This window comes from Mesorhizobium mediterraneum (assembly GCF_002284565.1).
Classification (GTDB): Bacteria; Pseudomonadota; Alphaproteobacteria; order Rhizobiales; family Rhizobiaceae; genus Mesorhizobium; species Mesorhizobium mediterraneum.
This window is the reverse complement of the sequence record NZ_NPKI01000043.1, coordinates 55175-70641: the sequence shown is the minus strand read 5'-3', so window position 1 is coordinate 70641 and position 15467 is coordinate 55175. Positions and strand designations below refer to the sequence as shown.

Annotated in this window: 18 protein-coding genes; 5 read left to right on the top strand and 13 right to left on the bottom strand. The window is 60.0% G+C overall.

Annotated elements, in window-relative coordinates; all coding sequences use genetic code 11:
- Nucleotides 1–8 precede the first annotated feature (8 nt).
- The 12 genes from virB11 to CIT25_RS29675 all read right to left on the bottom strand — a co-directional run bounded on the left by virB11 (nucleotide 9) and on the right by CIT25_RS29675 (nucleotide 10909).
- A complete protein-coding gene (gene virB11, locus CIT25_RS29730; RefSeq protein ID WP_095488722.1) occupies nucleotides 9–1034 on the bottom strand; it encodes a P-type DNA transfer ATPase VirB11 in 1026 nt (341 codons plus the stop codon).
- The gene (gene virB10, locus CIT25_RS29725; protein ID WP_095488721.1) at nucleotides 1031–2503 is read right to left on the bottom strand and encodes a type IV secretion system protein VirB10; all 1473 of its coding nucleotides are present in this window, start codon (nucleotides 2501–2503) and stop codon (nucleotides 1031–1033) included. The genes virB11 and virB10 overlap by 4 nt, the downstream gene beginning before the upstream one ends.
- Nucleotides 2504–3307 (bottom strand): TrbG/VirB9 family P-type conjugative transfer protein, encoded by an 804-nt coding sequence (locus tag CIT25_RS29720; RefSeq protein ID WP_158302677.1) that lies wholly within the window; start codon nucleotides 3305–3307, stop codon nucleotides 2504–2506.
- Nucleotides 3304–4014: a VirB8 family type IV secretion system protein gene (locus CIT25_RS29715; protein ID WP_095488719.1), complete on the bottom strand. Its 711-nt coding sequence runs from the start codon at nucleotides 4012–4014 to the stop codon at nucleotides 3304–3306. The genes CIT25_RS29720 and CIT25_RS29715 overlap by 4 nt, the downstream gene beginning before the upstream one ends.
- Before the next feature lie 81 nt (nucleotides 4015–4095).
- Nucleotides 4096–5103 carry a TrbL/VirB6 family protein gene (locus tag CIT25_RS29710; protein ID WP_095488718.1) on the bottom strand — a complete coding sequence of 336 codons (1008 nt, stop codon included), beginning with the start codon at nucleotides 5101–5103 and terminating at the stop codon, nucleotides 4096–4098.
- Nucleotides 5100–5291, bottom strand: coding sequence for a hypothetical protein (locus tag CIT25_RS29705; protein WP_095488717.1), 192 nt, complete (start codon nucleotides 5289–5291; stop codon nucleotides 5100–5102). The genes CIT25_RS29710 and CIT25_RS29705 overlap by 4 nt, the downstream gene beginning before the upstream one ends.
- 17 nt (nucleotides 5292–5308) lie before the next feature.
- Entirely contained in the window at nucleotides 5309–6049 is a 741-nt protein-coding gene (locus CIT25_RS29700; protein ID WP_095488716.1) for a type IV secretion system protein, read from the bottom strand.
- Nucleotides 6050–6058: 9 nt separating this feature from the next.
- Complete coding sequence (locus CIT25_RS29695) at nucleotides 6059–7219, bottom strand: transglycosylase SLT domain-containing protein (RefSeq protein WP_095488715.1); 1161 nt, start codon at nucleotides 7217–7219, stop codon at nucleotides 6059–6061.
- The gene (locus CIT25_RS29690) at nucleotides 7203–9605 is read right to left on the bottom strand and encodes a VirB4 family type IV secretion/conjugal transfer ATPase (RefSeq protein WP_095488714.1); all 2403 of its coding nucleotides are present in this window, start codon (nucleotides 9603–9605) and stop codon (nucleotides 7203–7205) included. Before CIT25_RS29690 ends, CIT25_RS29695 begins: the two co-directional genes overlap by 17 nt.
- A complete protein-coding gene (locus tag CIT25_RS29685; protein WP_095488713.1) occupies nucleotides 9602–9895 on the bottom strand; it encodes a VirB3 family type IV secretion system protein in 294 nt (97 codons plus the stop codon). The genes CIT25_RS29690 and CIT25_RS29685 overlap by 4 nt, the downstream gene beginning before the upstream one ends.
- A 3-nt stretch (nucleotides 9896–9898) precedes the next feature.
- Entirely contained in the window at nucleotides 9899–10213 is a 315-nt protein-coding gene (locus CIT25_RS29680) for a TrbC/VirB2 family type IV secretion system protein (protein WP_095488712.1), read from the bottom strand.
- Between the two features lie 18 nt (nucleotides 10214–10231).
- Nucleotides 10232–10909, bottom strand: a complete 678-nt coding sequence (locus tag CIT25_RS29675) for a lytic transglycosylase domain-containing protein (RefSeq protein WP_095488711.1) — start codon at nucleotides 10907–10909, stop codon at nucleotides 10232–10234.
- A gap of 88 nt (nucleotides 10910–10997) precedes the next feature.
- Between CIT25_RS29675 and CIT25_RS29670 the strand changes: the two genes are divergently transcribed.
- The 3 genes from CIT25_RS29670 to CIT25_RS36580 all read left to right on the top strand — a co-directional run bounded on the left by CIT25_RS29670 (nucleotide 10998) and on the right by CIT25_RS36580 (nucleotide 12317).
- On the top strand, nucleotides 10998–11618 hold the full coding sequence (locus CIT25_RS29670; protein WP_095488710.1) for a cystatin family protein: 621 nt from the start codon (nucleotides 10998–11000) through the stop codon (nucleotides 11616–11618).
- A gap of 88 nt (nucleotides 11619–11706) precedes the next feature.
- Entirely contained in the window at nucleotides 11707–12156 is a 450-nt protein-coding gene (locus CIT25_RS29665) for a succinoglycan biosynthesis protein exoi (protein ID WP_095488709.1), read from the top strand.
- On the top strand, nucleotides 12153–12317 hold the full coding sequence (locus CIT25_RS36580) for a hypothetical protein (RefSeq protein WP_158302676.1): 165 nt from the start codon (nucleotides 12153–12155) through the stop codon (nucleotides 12315–12317). The genes CIT25_RS29665 and CIT25_RS36580 overlap by 4 nt, the downstream gene beginning before the upstream one ends.
- Here CIT25_RS36580 and CIT25_RS29660 read toward each other — a convergent pair.
- Nucleotides 12314–12658, bottom strand: coding sequence for a hypothetical protein (locus CIT25_RS29660; RefSeq protein ID WP_095488708.1), 345 nt, complete (start codon nucleotides 12656–12658; stop codon nucleotides 12314–12316). The two genes, CIT25_RS36580 and CIT25_RS29660, sit on opposite strands and share 4 nt — an antisense overlap.
- A 132-nt stretch (nucleotides 12659–12790) precedes the next feature.
- Here CIT25_RS29660 and CIT25_RS29655 point away from each other — a divergent pair, with 132 nt between their 5' ends.
- Together CIT25_RS29655 and CIT25_RS29650 are read left to right on the top strand one after the other, a co-directional pair.
- Nucleotides 12791–14404 carry an RcgA family putative transporter gene (locus CIT25_RS29655; protein WP_095488707.1) on the top strand — a complete coding sequence of 538 codons (1614 nt, stop codon included), beginning with the start codon at nucleotides 12791–12793 and terminating at the stop codon, nucleotides 14402–14404.
- Nucleotides 14394–15431, top strand: coding sequence for an RcgR family putative quorum lactone hydrolase (locus CIT25_RS29650; RefSeq protein WP_095488706.1), 1038 nt, complete (start codon nucleotides 14394–14396; stop codon nucleotides 15429–15431). Before CIT25_RS29655 ends, CIT25_RS29650 begins: the two co-directional genes overlap by 11 nt.
- The last annotated feature ends 36 nt before the right edge of the window (nucleotides 15432–15467 follow it).

The window sequence follows — 15467 nt, the reverse complement described above, 5'->3', positions numbered from 1 at the left end:
CGTCCTCGTTAGATCGTCTCAGCCTTCGTGAATTTGATTTCGCTGATCGAGCGGCGTCCGCCGTCGCCGCGCACCATTTGCACGACGACCGGGATCACCTCGCGGAGGTAGTCAAGGATCTCGCTGCGAGAGAGCCCGACATTGCTTTGCATGACCATGAGGGCCAGGCGCTCATAGGCCGAGCGGGCCGAATTGGCGTGAACGGTTGTCAACGAACCAGGATGGCCGGTGTTGATGGCTTGCAGGAAGGAAAATGTCTCGGCACCGCGCAGCTCGCCGAGCAGCAGCCGGTCGGGGCGCATGCGCAATGACGCCTCGAGTAGCTGTTGCGGCGTAACCCTGGCAAGCCCCTGGTCGCCTTTCGAGGCAAGCAGCGTCACGGTGTTGCCAGTCGCCGGCTTGAGCTCGCGCGTATCCTCGATGGTTATGATACGCTCATGAGAGGGGATGATCTTCAACAACGCATTGAGGAAGGTTGTCTTGCCGGTCGACGTGCCGCCGGAGACAATGAGGGAAATGCGATTGCGAACCGCGTATTGCAGAAATTCCAACGGCGAGGTGTCATCCAGCATTTCGGCGAGCTGCTTTTCTTCGGCCGAGAGCGCCAGGCCACTGCCCATCTCGGTCTGTTCGAAGGCGCCCATCTTGGCGTAGTCGCCAAGGGTCATGTCCATGATGACCTGCTTGCGGATGGAGATCGCGCCGCCATCCGGTGCCGCCGGCGGCAGCACGCATTGAAAACGCTCGCCCGAGGGGAGAGCTGCCGACAAGACCGGCGTGACCTCGTTGACGACCTGGCTGGTGACCGAAGCGACGCCAACCGAGACCGAGCGGATCCAGTTTCTGGTGAGCTCGCGTTTGACGACGTGCTCCATCTCCTTTGTACCCAGCCGCTCGATGAAAACTTCGCCGGGTCGGTTGACGGCGATTTCGGAAACCGATTGTTCCTCCATGTAGGGCCAGATCGGTTCCAGTTCGGCGCGCAGCACCGGTGCGCGCGCCCAGGGGTTCGGCACAGGCTGCACAACGTTCATCTGACCGGAGTCCCGTAGCCTGAGTCATAGGGACCAGCCTCAGCCTTCGGCGTCATGAAGAGCGGCGTCGGATCGAGCGCACTTGCCGGCTTGCCGCCGCGCTTCAGTCGAGCCAGCTCCTCTTCCACCGGATCGGCATAGAGCTCGGAAAAATCGAGATCCCGGCGCACGAAGACGACGATCGGCGTGCCCTGGTCGACGTAGATCGTCGGCGGGATGTTTTGTGTGTCGCGGAACGCTTCTTGTGCCAGCTGCTGCAGCGCCGTCGAGGATTTGTCGAAGGCGATGCCGCGGGCGTCGGGTTGCGAACCGGAGCCGCCATAGGTGGTCGTGACGGTCTGCCCTGTCACCGGGTCAACGGTCGTCACCTGCCGTTGCTGGCTGTCGCTGCCATTGTCGGCTAGGGAGGACAGGTACTCCGAAACGCCGCCAACGACCGAAAGCATGATCGCATTGCCGTAGCGTTCGAGCCAATGCGTATCGACGCGGCCGCCGAGACCGCCCCGTCCGAGACGGTCGGCGCCAGGCGAGGCGATGTCGACCGACACGCCGTCGGAACGGATGACGCGGTTCCAGACGATGAACACACGCTTTTGCCCGCGCGCGATCCCCGAACGATATTCGCCGGTGAGCCGAGAGCCTTTCGGGATCAGAATGCGACGGCCGTCGAGCGAATAGACGTCTTCGCGCGCCACCGCGCGAACCATGCTGGGCAGATCGGTGTTGATGGCGGTCTCCAGAAATCCGCGGATCATCGTGCCTTCAGGGATCAAAGCATCGGTGCGCCGGAAAACCCGCGCCTTCGCCATCGCGTTCGAATGGGTTTCCGATTGCGCGAGGAAAGCCTTGTTCGGATCGTTGTCGGCGCCAGGCACCGGAACAAGCTGACCGTCGGCGGCGATCTGCGCCTGGGCCGGCTGATCGTGACCGGCGGCCGAGTTTGGTTGCTCACTCGTAATCATCTGGTTCGACCGCAGGCGCTCCCACATTGCCTTTTGCCGCTCAGCCTCCTCAGCCTTCCGGCGGGCCTCCTCGTCGGCCGCTTGCTTGCGGCGTGCCTCTTCCTCTTCGGCTTTGCGGCGCGCCTGCTCGGCCGCCAGTTGGGCTTCGATCGCGCGCCGCTGCGCATCGAGATCGGCGCCCTGGTCGACCGTCTGATCGACATTGTCGGCCTGTTGCTTGCTTGCTTCCCCTTCCGCGGGCGGTGGCACAACGATCTGGTCGATAGTCTTGTCGGCCGCTTGAGGCGTCTCGGCCAGCGCCGGCGGGCGAAATTCAGGCGGGTTGAAATTGTCGCTTGCGTCCGAGGCCGCATCACGAGAGCGCGGCTCGCGGGGCCAATTGATCCAGATCAGCGCGATCGCCACAATCAGCCCCGCGGCGACCATGGCGACTTTTGCGCCCACCCCGGCATAGCGTCGAGCGACGGTCGGACCGCCATCAAGCTCGTTATAGTCGATGTTGCTCATCTATCGTCCCCTTGCGGTCGGGGAAGAGAAGGGGCCGGCCCCGCGCACCAGCTTCCTCGGCCCGTAGACGTCGGAGACAGGGTCCGACTTGGACGGCCGCGCTCGATTGTAGAGGCAGAGCGTTTTGCCGTCGGCCCTCAGCGTGAATTGCCGGCCGATCTTGTCGACGATCGTGTATTTTCCCTGGGTCCTCTGATTGACCAGCGATTCCTGACCTTTTTCATCGACGACGAAGATGGCCGGGATGTCGCCGGTGAACTCCAGGAACATCTTGGTGCCGTCGTCGAAAGCGACGCGCGGCTTCAGGCTGTCATCGCCGACATAGACGTAATGGTAGTTGAGATCGGCATAGTTGAGGTTCTTGAGGTCGGGATCGGCAGCGCTTTGCTGGGCCTGGGCAAGCAAGCGCGCATCTTGATCCTCATCCGCGTATCTGAATCGGACCTGGAACGACGCACGGTCGCGATCGCTGTCGGTGGCTTTGAGCAACAGCGAATAGACGCGCCGGTCGGTAACGACGTTGACGTTCGTCCAGGCATCCTGTTCGAGCGGCTTGATGAACAGAAAGCGCGAGCCGCGTTTGGGCACAATCGACCAGCCCTTCGTGTCGCCAGCTGAAACCGTTTCGATCACCTCGGACGGGCTGAGCTCGATCATGGTGGAGACGCCGAGCGCCGCATTGACCGTCGTCACATTGTCGTTGTCGAAAGGCACGTAGCGGATACGATTGTCGCGCGCGGCAGCGTAGCTGGTCGAGCCGAGCAAAATCAGCAGGGAGAGAGCGGCGCCAATGTGGGTCTTCATTGCGCGCTCCCGGCCGTTGGCGCCGACTCCTGATCGCGACGGTATTCGATCACCTGGAAGCCAAGCGGATTGTCGAAGCGCCATTCGTTCTTGATCGGCGTCGTCGTGTAACGGAACTTGACCACGGCCACCCAATTGTCGGTCGTGGAAGAATTCTCGCGACGCGTCGTGGTCGAAAACCGCACCGACGCCGTCGTGCTGTTGAGCAGTGAAACCGACTTGACGTCGACGGAAATGGTGACGTTGCGCCCGTAGACCTTGTCGAGGGATTGCGCGTTGGACGGCGTGTAAAGCCAGGTCAAATCCCTGGACGCCGTTCCCGTCGAATAAAGCTGCGCCAGATCGTAGTTCTGCTTGATCTCGCGCGCGTCATAGGTTTCACGGGCGCGGATATAGCGGACGAGATTGGCGGCCGTGACCGCTTCGTTCTGCGACAGATCGCCGGGTTTCAGCGCGCGCGCAACTTCGAGATATCCGGTCGTCTTGTCGACCTCGATCACATAGGGCTCGAATCGCTTGAGCGGAAGGATGAGCACGAGCGTCAGCAACGACAGGCCCGCAACGACACTCGCGACGCCACTGACAAGCCAGGCCAGCGTGCGCGAACGTCTCAGAGACCTGTGCGTGTCGTCCTCCCATGTCGCGCCGGCCTGATAGTAGCGCTCGTCAACGAGTCTGCCGGGCTCGGCGGGGATGCTTGCCTGCATTTTTGCCACTTTACTTTAGCCTCATTGTCAAAGCTCCCAAACCAGCCATTAGCCGCGCTTCTCAGGGCGGATGCTCGCGGTCTATGCCAGGGGTCTCGCGTTATCGCGCGCCGCCTGCTGAATGGATGATCGAGCGGCCTCGCTGCTGCGGGATGATCTCAGCCGCTGCCAACGATTTGCGACAAACCGCGCGCCGGAATAGCGGGCAACATTGCCCGGCACATTCCCATAGGAGCGGTATGCGCCGACTGTGCTCAGATAGCCGCCGCCGTTCAGGATCGAGGCGATCGCCGGGATTTGCATGAGCACATAGATGCCGATGATCGTGACCAGGACGAGCGGCAGGACCATCGACATTTTGTTGTCGACGCTGGCGCCTCCCGACGTGGCAGTGTTCAAGGCAAGATTGACCAGCGAAAAATAAAAGCCCAGGAAGCCGTAGATGAGGATTTGCTGGATGATCAGATAGGTGGTGAGCGAGATGAAGCCTTCGCTCATCCGGGTTGACCACCGGTAGAGCCAAAGCACAATCCAGACCGGCGCGAGCGCCAAAGTGATGAACAGCATGATCTTGGCCGCGATGATTGCGGCGATCGCAAGCGCCGAAAAGATGATGGCGGCCAGAAGCACGATGGTGGAAAGCAGCGCGCCGAATATGTCGTAAAATGTGCCGCTGTAGACCTGATTGGCAACGTCCTGGGCACCGCGGTAGAGATTGTCGATCAGGGCCGGGATCGCATCTTGATCCGAGAGCTGGTTGCCGGTGGCGCGCGAGACGGCCCCGACGATGATTTTGCCGATCTCGCTCGGCACGGCCTGCACCAGCTTGTAGATCGTCTCGGAGAACGTGCCCCACCCATTCAGCAGCAGATAAATGACCACCGCGCGTCCGAGGCGATATGCCGACTCGATCGGGGAGATCGTCTCGCGGCCGCTGAGGATCGAGTAACCCCACCAAATTATGTAAACGGTGAGCATGAGCGCGTAGACATTGCCCAGTGCATAGCCGAGCTGCATGTAGACGCTGGAAACAAAGCCCTTTCCGACGTCGTCGATGCCTCCCAGAATGCTTGTCGCCAGGCCGTTCATCCATCCTCGACAACACGATCGAAGGGCGGCGCGTTGACCGGCTTCAAGGGTCCGCAGCTAGCGTCGCCGGCATAGGCCAGCGGCGCGCACGGCGCCTTGAGCTCGCGACCTGGCCCGGCGCAGCCGCCTACCATGGAGCTCACCAGCGCGACGGCGACCACGCCGACCCGCCGCCACCAAGCTGGCATGCGTTTCGCTCGCGCCCTCAACGATCAGTTCCGCTTTTGCCAAAATTTTCGAACGGATTGACTTGCGCCGGCGTCATCAGCTTTTGCACCTGGCTTTGCCGCAAAAGCCGCGTCTTCATTTCCTCGTTGAGCGCGGCGACGGCGCCATTCTGGACGCCGATGAGTTCATTGACCGCTCGCGCGTTCTCGAGCTGCATGCGCGTGTTCTGATCGACCGAGCCTTTGACATCCTCGGACTGTCCGATCTGGCCGCTGGCCGACTGCAACGACTGTTCGCGTTGCGCGACCCCTTGCGAGGCCTGAGAGGTGAGGGCGCTCAACAGCGACGCGACGTTGACGCTGCCGCCATAGGCTGCATTGACGGCACTGCTGCCATTGCCGGTGATTTGCTGGAGCTGTTTGACCAGCTGCAGGCCGTTGATCACCGCTCCGGCGATCTTCTGGATTTCCGGCGACAGCCCACCGAAAGACAGCGCGCCTCCATTCAGGATCGATCCGAAGCTCGGCGCTCGCGCAATCGACATGTTGCCGCCCAGGCCCATTTGGCCGATGCCGAGAGAGCCGTTGCGGCTGCCGGTCAGGGCTTGCAGGATCTGATCGCTCTTCTCGAGGATGTCCTTGTTGGAGCCCATGATCGAATTGGTGTTGTCCGCGTTCTGGCGGGCAATGTCCAAATTCGCGTTGTCGATGACGGCGATCTGCGCATGAGCGGCGCTGGACAGAAGTGTTACACATGCCGCGAAAGCGATTTTTCTCACATAAGCCTCCTATTCCTGGATTGCTTCGATCACACGCGCCGCGCCGGTCGGATCGGCGTTGATTTGCACGGGCTGCGCGTCCTGAGAAACGCTCCCAGGGGTCCGGCTGGCACAAGGCAGCCATTGGCTGCGATCGAGCCGCAGCCGTTGCAGCTCGGCCGGGTCGCATGAAAAGGGATTTGGCCCGCCATCCGGCGTCCCAGCAATGGCCCGCGCGGTCTGCGAGGCTCCGACGTTTTTCAACGACAGGAACTGAGCGAGCAGGGCCGTGAAGTCCGAGGCCTGATTTATATATTGGCCGGTCACACCGGCATTGAGACTTCGGGCGGACGAGTTGAGTTCCCAGGCGTCCTTATATTCGCCCACCTGTCCGACGCCGCCGGCAAGCGCGTCGATCCGCGAGGAATTGGCCGTCACCTGGGCGGAGCTGGTGTCGAGGCCGGCCGCGGCCTTGGAGACGGAATCGAGAGCGCCGCTTTGGGCAGTGCCGCCCGGTCCGCTCGAGGTCACGATGCTGATCGCCGGCGGGGACGCCGCCGGCGCCTGTCCGCTGGAGACGTAATTGTCGAAGGTGCCGTGCCATCGGCCGACGCCCGAAGCCCACTCAGCCTGTTCGGCGGCATTCGAGCCGTTATAGAAGCTCGCCAGGCAGCTGTAATTGCTGGCGCCGCATTGTGCGACGCCTTTGCCGAGATATTTGACGCCACCCTCGATGTTTTGCTCGTTGATGTCGCGATCGAAGCCGAGTTGCCTGCCCGTTCCCTTTGTCAGTTGCATCACGCCCTTGACGCCGGTGTGCGAGCCGGCACAGCTGTCCAAGCGGGATTCCTGGTAGGCGACCGACAACGCCAGGCCCTCCGGAACGCCATATTTTTGCGCATAGTAACGGATGAGCTTTGCGTTTTCGGCGTCGCGGCTCAGCGCCTCGCCAGGGGAGCGGCTGAACATTTGCGACCTGTACTTGTTCGTATAGGTGCAGACGAGGCTCTTTTTCTTCTCCTTCTCGTCGGATTTTGTTTCGTTCGATTTTTCGCTGTGCTCTTCGTCCTGCGCGCGCTGATCCAGATTGGAACCGTCGATGACGGCGACCTGGGCCACCGCCGGGAGAGCTGTGATCTGCCCAGGCATGATCGCGGCCGCGGCGATCACGCTGCTAAGCCGCTTCTTCATGCTCGCTCTCCCATCCGCAAAGGTAAGGCAGCCACGCTTCCGGCTCTTGTCCGTAAATCTCGCGCAGCCGTTCGCATTCCTTGATGCTGGCTTCGTTGGTCGACAGCACCTTGATGAGATCGGGCATGGCCGACAGGTCGAGCTTGGCCACTATGGAATCGCTGTCGTGCTTGACCAGGAACGTGCGCGTTTCCTTGGGCGTACGGCGCACGAACTCGAACTCCTTCGCCGTCAGCGAGAAACGCGCCATGTAGGAATCCTTGCTCGCCTTCGGATTGGGGAAAAAGATGTTGGTTTTCGTCTGCTCGATCAGCGAGGACGAGATCGACGAGTTCACCACATCCTCGGCGGTCTGGGTGCCAAAGCCGACGACACCATTGCGCCGGCGGATTGTTTTGAGCGTCTCGTTGATGAAGGCGGCAAACACCTCGTCATCGAGCAGCTTCCAGCCTTCATCGAGGAACATCAGAAGCGGCGTGCCGTCGATGATCTCTTCGAGCCGATGGAAGATGTAAAGCAGGGCCGCCGAGCGGAATTTTTTGTCGGCCAGGATTTTTGTCATGTCGAACCCGACCACCGGCTTCGAGAAATCGACGAGATCGACGGGGTTGTTGAAAAGCCAGCCCTTGTCGCCAGGATCGAGCCACGGTTCAATGCGCGCTGCGAGATCGTTCATCCCCGGCGCCAGCGAGCCGCGCAGCACTTCCGGCAGCAACTCGAACGTGCGCTGCTGGCGCGGGATCTTGTAGACCTTGTCGACGGCCGTGTTGATCACGCGCATTTCGGCCACGTCGAGCGAACCGTCGTCTGGGGTCAGGATGTAGCGCAGCAGCCCCTCGAGAAACGTGCGGTTTTCTGCCGTGTCTTCGAGCTGGAGCGGCGCGAAGCCGGTGGCCTGCATCGGCTCCATGACTTCGTAGCGGCCGCCGAGCGCGCGGATGAAAAGCTCGGCGCCGCGCATATAGTCGAAGTAGACGCATCGCGGCCGCGGCGAAATCCGCATCGCCTGCGCCATCAGGAATGACAGCACGACCGTCTTGCCCGAACCCGTCGGTCCGAAAACGGTGAAGTGACCCACGTCGTGAACGTGAAAGTTGAAATAATAGGCTGTCTGGCTGGTCGTCTCGAGGAGCGCGATCGGCCGCTTCCAGTGCAGTCCCTCACGCTGGCCTGAGGGAAAATTGTGGCCGGAGAACAGCCCGGCAAAGTTCAGCGACGAGATCAGGGCGCGGCGCGCAATGTAGCTGAAATTGCCGGGCAGCTGTGCCCAAAACGCAAGTTCGGTGTTGAGCGTTTCCCGCACCGGAACGACCGACATGCGCGACAGTTCGGCGGTGATGTCGGACAAGGAGCGGTTCAGCCTTGGCACGTCGGCCGCGAGCGCCATTACCGTCATGTGGTGTTGTCCGAAAACGACCTCGCCACCGGCAAGCTTGTCGGCGCCGGCGTGCACTGAATCCTCGACCGTGGTTCCGGCCTCATCCGAACCGCTGACCTGGTTCGAGATGGTGTTGATGCGGCGCATGGCCGTCACGCGATCCTCAATCGCGAACGACTGCGTGAGGATGAATTCATGCGGCAGCCGCAACAGCCCATCAAGCGACCCGGGTGCCGTGAAGGGCGGGTATTCCTTGATGGACACCATGGCGCCAATCTTGCTGGTCTGCGCTCCCCTGATCTCCAGAGCGGATTTGCCGAAGAAGATTTGCCGGGTCGCACAGGCGCTCGCCAAGCTCATGCGCGGCAGCGGCATTTCCACATCCGCGCCGCCGGCAAGGATCTTGGCGATGAACTCGGCAGGTTCGGAGAACACGCTGTCGCGTCGCGTCACAACGCCCAGGAGCCGCGCGCCATATGCGGAAAAGTCCTTGGTGACGCCATTGAGGACATCGTGCAATTCGGCCATGGCCTCTTCACGAGTCTCTTCGCCGGCCGTGCTGATGCGGAACGCGTTGAGCGCCTTGTCGACCCAGCCGACGCGCCCGACCATCGGGCGGCGGATGAGCGTCAGGAAAGCCTCGTTGACGAACAGGTTCTTCGAGCCCAACTCGTCCATGTAGCGGGCATCGAGCTCCGCCACGAAAGGGTTTTCGAAATCTCCTTCGATCTCTGGCGTCACATGACGGCGAATGATGGTCGCATAAGCGGCAAAGCGGGACGTGGAGAGGTTGCGGAATGTCGTGTTGCGATTGAACATGCGGTTGTTGAGCTCTGCCTGATCCATTGTCTGGAAGGGCAGGCCGCTGAGCTGAATGACGCCGAGCAGAAAGCCGCTTTTGGTGACGACCAGGTTGTCGTCGACATGGCGTAAATAGGGGACATGCGCCTCGACAGGCTTTTCCCGTTTGCGCGCTTTCGCGAATTTCAGGTCGGCGTTCACGCTCACGGCGAATAGCTCCTCGCGCCCCAAAAGCCCGAGTTCGCGACCGCGTCCCGTTTCGACAGTCGTCGTTCGACTATGTGGAAGATGTATGGGTCGCGCTGGCACAGATAGGCGCTGATCAGATGGGTCGCGCTGAATAGGCCGAGGCCGAGCGTGAAGCTGCTGGTCGCGATGAATCCGATGACGGCAGCCATGCCGTTGAGCGCGAACACCTCGTAGCGCACACCCCATTTCATCGGCGGGCGCGTTAGAGGCAGGCTGACCGGCTCGACATAGACCTCTTCGTCCTCCATCGGTCACGCGCCTCCAGCGGTGGACCGGATGGAATCGACCAGAGCTGCGGCGCCAAACACCAGAGCGATACCGATGATGATCGAAAGCGCCATCATCCACACCAGTCTGCCGGTCATGGCGAGGAAGCCGAGAAAGCAAACCGCTATGATCCCGAAAGATCGGGCAATGCTGCCTTGCAGGACACCGACAAACCATTCAAGCACCCCCTCGACCGGGGCAGCCGACTGCGCGTATGCGCTCGCCGGCGCCAACGCCGTTCCGATCGCCGCGGCGGCCGTAAACTGCAGGGCGAACCTGCCCGCCTTTTTGTAATCCATCCTCGTCTCACTCCTTTTTCAGTTGCCAAAATCCATGACGTGACCATCTTGCCAGGCGACGCCATCGCCCCCGCCGGTCGCGGCTGTGTGATAATCGTCAACAGGGTTGGGAATGGGAGCCTTGATCAGCTTGCCGAGCTTCCAGCGATTGAGCACCTTGACCACGTATTTCGTGGTCTCGTCGTTCACGGGGATGCCGTTGGCTTTGTAAACATTCTGCTCGCCTGCATTGTAGGCCGCCAACATCAACAGCGGATCATGGAACTCCTTATAAAGCGCTTTCAGATAGCGGACGCCCGCACGGATATTGGCTTTGGCGTCACATCTGTCGGCCACACCAAGACGCGACGCTGTCGCCGGCATGAGCTGCATGATGCCGAGAGCGCCCGCGCGAGAGGGACCTTGCTTGCCGCCCATGTCGCTTTCTGCCCAGGCAACCGCCTCGCTCAGATCGGGATCGAAGCCCTCTTCTTCGGCGACCTGGCGCACCAAGGCCGCGGCCCGCCTGCGATCCGTCGGCGCACACCCGCCGCCAATCGTCGATCCGTGATCAGCATCGGAAAAGGTCGAAACGGCCGGGTAGGCCGGCAGAGCAAACGCCGCCGCGATGCGCGTCGAGGTCGTGTTATCCGCATGTGCGACGAATGACGCCATGACGGCGGAGAGAGAAACCGCAAGCGCGATCCGGTTTTTCATTGCGCTACCGATTTTGACATTTTACTATGGGTACATGGAGCCAAAGTAAAGTGTCAATACGAGAAGCAGAATCGAGGCCATTTTTCCGATGAAGCAGTTTTTCTTCCTCGCGGCATTGTTGCTCCACGGCACCATCCTAAGCGCCGCCGATCTGGGCACGAACGAGCCGCATCCGTTCGAGCAGCCGTCGACCGCGTATCTGCAGAAGTTCGCCAAACCTGGCGAAAAGACCTTCGTCTACGAGCGCTACGATGCACGCGGAGGCCTTTTTCAGCGCGACGTAACAGCGCTAACCAGGCCGGTGGAGATCAAGTCCGCGACCGAACGCGTCATCAACGGCGTCACCTATAGGCTGCGGGGCCTCGCGGCCTGTCCGAAGCCCAAGATCACCTACAAGGCTGAGGAGTGGGATTGCACGAAGGCCGTGCGGGACTACGACGACGCTGTCTATAACACCCGCGCATCCGTCGTGTTGTGCAAGACGCTGGTCCTCAAAAGCCAGCCCGGCGTTCCGGACGCGGTTTCATGCTTTGCGCTCGTCGGGGCTGGCAATGCCAACGACCCTTATTCGGTCGCTTATGACGACGATTCCATGGTCTTCTTCGACATGGCCGCGATCGGCCGCAACAAGGACGGCAAGTCCCTGCGGCCCGATCTCGAACATGCCTCCGATCTCGGCAAGCAGTTCCAGACCGATGAAGCGAACTAGCCTCGCAGCGTTCTTCGCACTCACGTGCGCTCACGCCGTAAGCGCCGCAGGCGCCGCGCCAGCAAACGCGACAGCCGCGCCCTTCCTCGTGTCGAAAAGCGTCGAACTGCTGACGGGAGATACGTGGCGCGACCGCGGCAAGCTCTACCGGCTTTATGGCGTGCAATCATGCTTGCGCGGCACGATCGCCCTGGATGCCAATGGCAAGGAGCTCGATTGCGGCGACGTCTCGCTCGCCCACCTGGCCGCGCTTTTTTCGACGGCGGCCGTAACTTGTCAGCCTATCGCCTTGGCCCTGGACAATGCGACTTTTGTCGTGTGCGGGGCGAAACTCGGCGGCAATACGATCGACCTTGGGACCGCCCTCATTGCGACCGGTTACGCGTTTGCCGCCACCGACCAGAAGGGCAACGCCGTCAGCGCCAATTATCTGGTGGCTGAGCTCAACGCGAAGATGAAAGCTGATGGTCTTTGGGCGATAAAGTTTCAACATCCCATCGAACTTCTGCTGAAGGGGGCAGGGGAGCGCAATCAATGAACCACGAGGATCAATCGAACCGCTACCACTACCCTGTCGAGGGTCGCACAGACGGTGCCATAGCCGGGGCGGTCGTATTCATTGCCATCATTGCGGCGCCGGCGCTGGCCTATGCCGCATGGCACGCGCTCGTGTCTTGGATTTCCGCCCTCCTTTCTTAGACCGGCAAGTCGAGGAAAGATCGCAGCAGCTCATGCAGGTCGCCCGCATCAACGTCGCACCAACCGTTGTTCATGAGCCGCTTAAAATATGCGGCTTTGATTTTCAGCTCGCAAATATTGGCGACCGGCGCCATCGCTGCCTGCCGTCGAATAACCGTCTCGCTTTTCATCGCTGCGTCAAGCCGCGGACCGATCAGTGCCGCCTCGGCCTCTTCGGCGTGCATCAAACGTTTCCCGAGGCACTCCAGCTCTGAAATGGCGCGGCGGTGCGCCGCGATCAGATCCACGACTGCGTCCGTCTCCTGCGCTTCTTCGTTGCTGCACGCCAGTTCAACAGCCATTGTCCTGCTCTGAGTGATTTGCGGCCCGCCCCTCGCCCGTTGCATCGAGTTGAGAAATACGTTGATCAGGGACGAAGGCACGATAGGATACGAAGACTAGCGAAACGAAGCGAAACCAGAGCCTGCAAGTAGTTGTTTAAGAATGGAAAGTTATTTCTCCCGCCGCCGAGAGACGGGAGTGATTTCAAGGAATTATTCAAGCGATTGGCCGCTGCGGGTGCGGGTCGGCCATTGGGCAAAGATGGATTTCCTGCAGGCCCATGGACGCCCGAGCTTCTTGCAGAAGCGATTTCACAAATTGATTCCAACCGGATTGGAGTCGATCTGCGAACAGTGCAGCTTTGGTTTCAAGAGAACGAGAAGGGAATTAGCGCTGCCAACATCCGTTGGCTGGCGAGGGTTTTTGGGTGCGATGATCCGGTGGCAACCAGCGAATGGCAGATGGAGCTTAGTGCGGCGCAATCGCGGTTATCGGCCAAGAGACGAGAATGGAAGAGAGCCGAAAGCAGTGTTGCACAGGAGATTCCAGATACAGCACTGGCTCCGACCTTCGATGACGACACAGCGTCTCCGGCAGAGCTAAAACGGGATACTGACGTCAAGGGGCCGAGGCGGCGTTTTGGTTTGGCGAGGAAATCGGAGGCGTTTTTTAGTCACGGATCTCCCCTGAATTTACCGGCGTCGGTGTTTGCGGGTGTCACCGCTCTTGGGTTTTTGTCGTATATTACCGGGATTCACAGCGTGACATATGGCCGGGCGGATGGCGTCGTCAAGCAGGTTGGGTTTCTTTGGACGGCGAACTGGACATTCGTCTTCATGGTATTTTTGCCACTGTTTTTTGCCTTCGTGACCGAGCTAGTGACCTTTTGGAAAGATGAAGGCCGCCCAAAGCTTGTGGGGAATGGCAATAAGATGGAAAGCGACGATGCCTGGGCGCGCAGCGTAGAAGCTTCTTCCTATTCATATTGGGCGGTTTTTTTGATTTGTGTGCTGTTCGCCGGTCTTTTTCAGTGGATCGGCGTGTGTTTGCTCCCGCTGATGAAAGGTGGTGGCAACTATGCGACGGATTGGGGCTCGTTAGCGATTGTGCGCCCTGAGGTCATATCGGTTCCAGAAGCGATCGTATTCACCGGGCTCGCTTACCTATACATGTGCCTGTGCTTTTATCTGTTCTTCGTAGGTCTCATTTTGCTCTATACGGTGATCCATGATCTTTGGAGAATTGGAGAAGCAGCGAGTAATCGGCCGGAAGTGGATTATCAACACGAGCACAACCAAGTCAGCCCCAGAGTGATGCGCGGAATTTTTCGGTGTACTGTTTTGGGGGTTCTGATCGCCATAGTCATGAAGCTCCAGAGTGCTTACCTGACATCGCCTGGAGAAAATATCGTGGCTTGGTTGGTCGGCGATATGTCGTCAGCCTTCTATGGCGGCAACGACGTGGGCGACGGGATCGCCTATAGGATGCCGACGCATTACAGCAGCTTTCTTATCGTTATTTCGACCTGTGTTGTTTTTGTGTACGGGACCATCCGGTTAGGCGGCGGAAGTCGGGTTCAGGTTCCCTTGTGGAAGATGTCGGCGGTCGTGGCGTTACTCGTTGCTGGCTACTTGCTGATCGATGCATTTGCTGGCTTTTCGATCCTGCTGGCCGTTGGAGTGCTGCTCGCGACATACGGCCTATTTGATCCCGGATTTGGTCGATGGCGAGCAAGCGAATTAGGAAAAAATCACAGTGTATCATAGCTGGCTTGATCGTTGGGATGAGCGGCGTGCGCGACGCGGTGAGGTAGGGAAGAAACCAACGGATTTCATCCTTGAGGCGGACCGCGCCTTTCCGGGCGCGGGGAAGATTGCAAGCATCGAGGAGTTTTGTGTCCTTGCCGACCAAGCCGTGGCTGATCCAGCCTTTTTCGATGAGCCGAGTGAGAGCGATGAGCGTTTTGAATGGAAAGATGGCTGGCTAAAATTTCCGTCGGACATTGCGACTGATATCGAACCGAACAATGTTGTTTGGGCGAAAGTCACAGAAAGCGGGTCGTTTGATCGGGCGATGGTGATCTTTCACCATTGGAATGCAAGCACGCGGAACCGTCGGATTGCCAGTTTTTTCTCGCGGCGTGGTATCACCGTTGTCGAGATTGCCATGCCGTATCACTTCGAGCGCAGCCGTCCTGGCTCCGTCCAGGCCGATTATATGCTTAGCCCCAATCTCGGGCGAACGATCCAGTCCATAAGGCAGGCAGTATTGGATGGGCGAAAGCTCATACGTTGGTTGAAAAGCGAAGGCTATAGAGAGATTTCGGTTCTTGGTATGAGCTTAGGGTCGTGGGTCGCGGGATTGATTGCTGCGCGCGACCAGGCCGTGTCAAAAGCCTCGCTGTTCCTGACGGCGGGGAGTCTAGCGGACATGGTCTGGACGGGCCGCGCGACGCGATCGATACGCGATAGCCTTGAGCCTGAGATTGAGCTGACCGATCTCAGAAGGGCCTGGGGTCCACTTAACTTAGAGAACTACGCACAAAGTCTGGCAAGGCCTGATCTCGATCTTCACGTCGTGTTGGCCAAGAGAGACAAAGTGGTATTGCCGGCGCTCTCGGAGAGTTTCATGCAGAGGCTGGAGAACGCCGGAGCCAGGCTAACTATTTTGGCATTGAACTGTGGTCACTATTCGCTTGCCATGCCGCCTTACATTTTGTTGGCCGGTTTGAGCTTGAGACGGTTTCTGTCGTGTGCGGACAACTCTGCCCTGGGTTGGCGGCGGAAGCGGTAGTTTCCTCGGGCGGCGCGCACTGCCTTGGCGATCGCG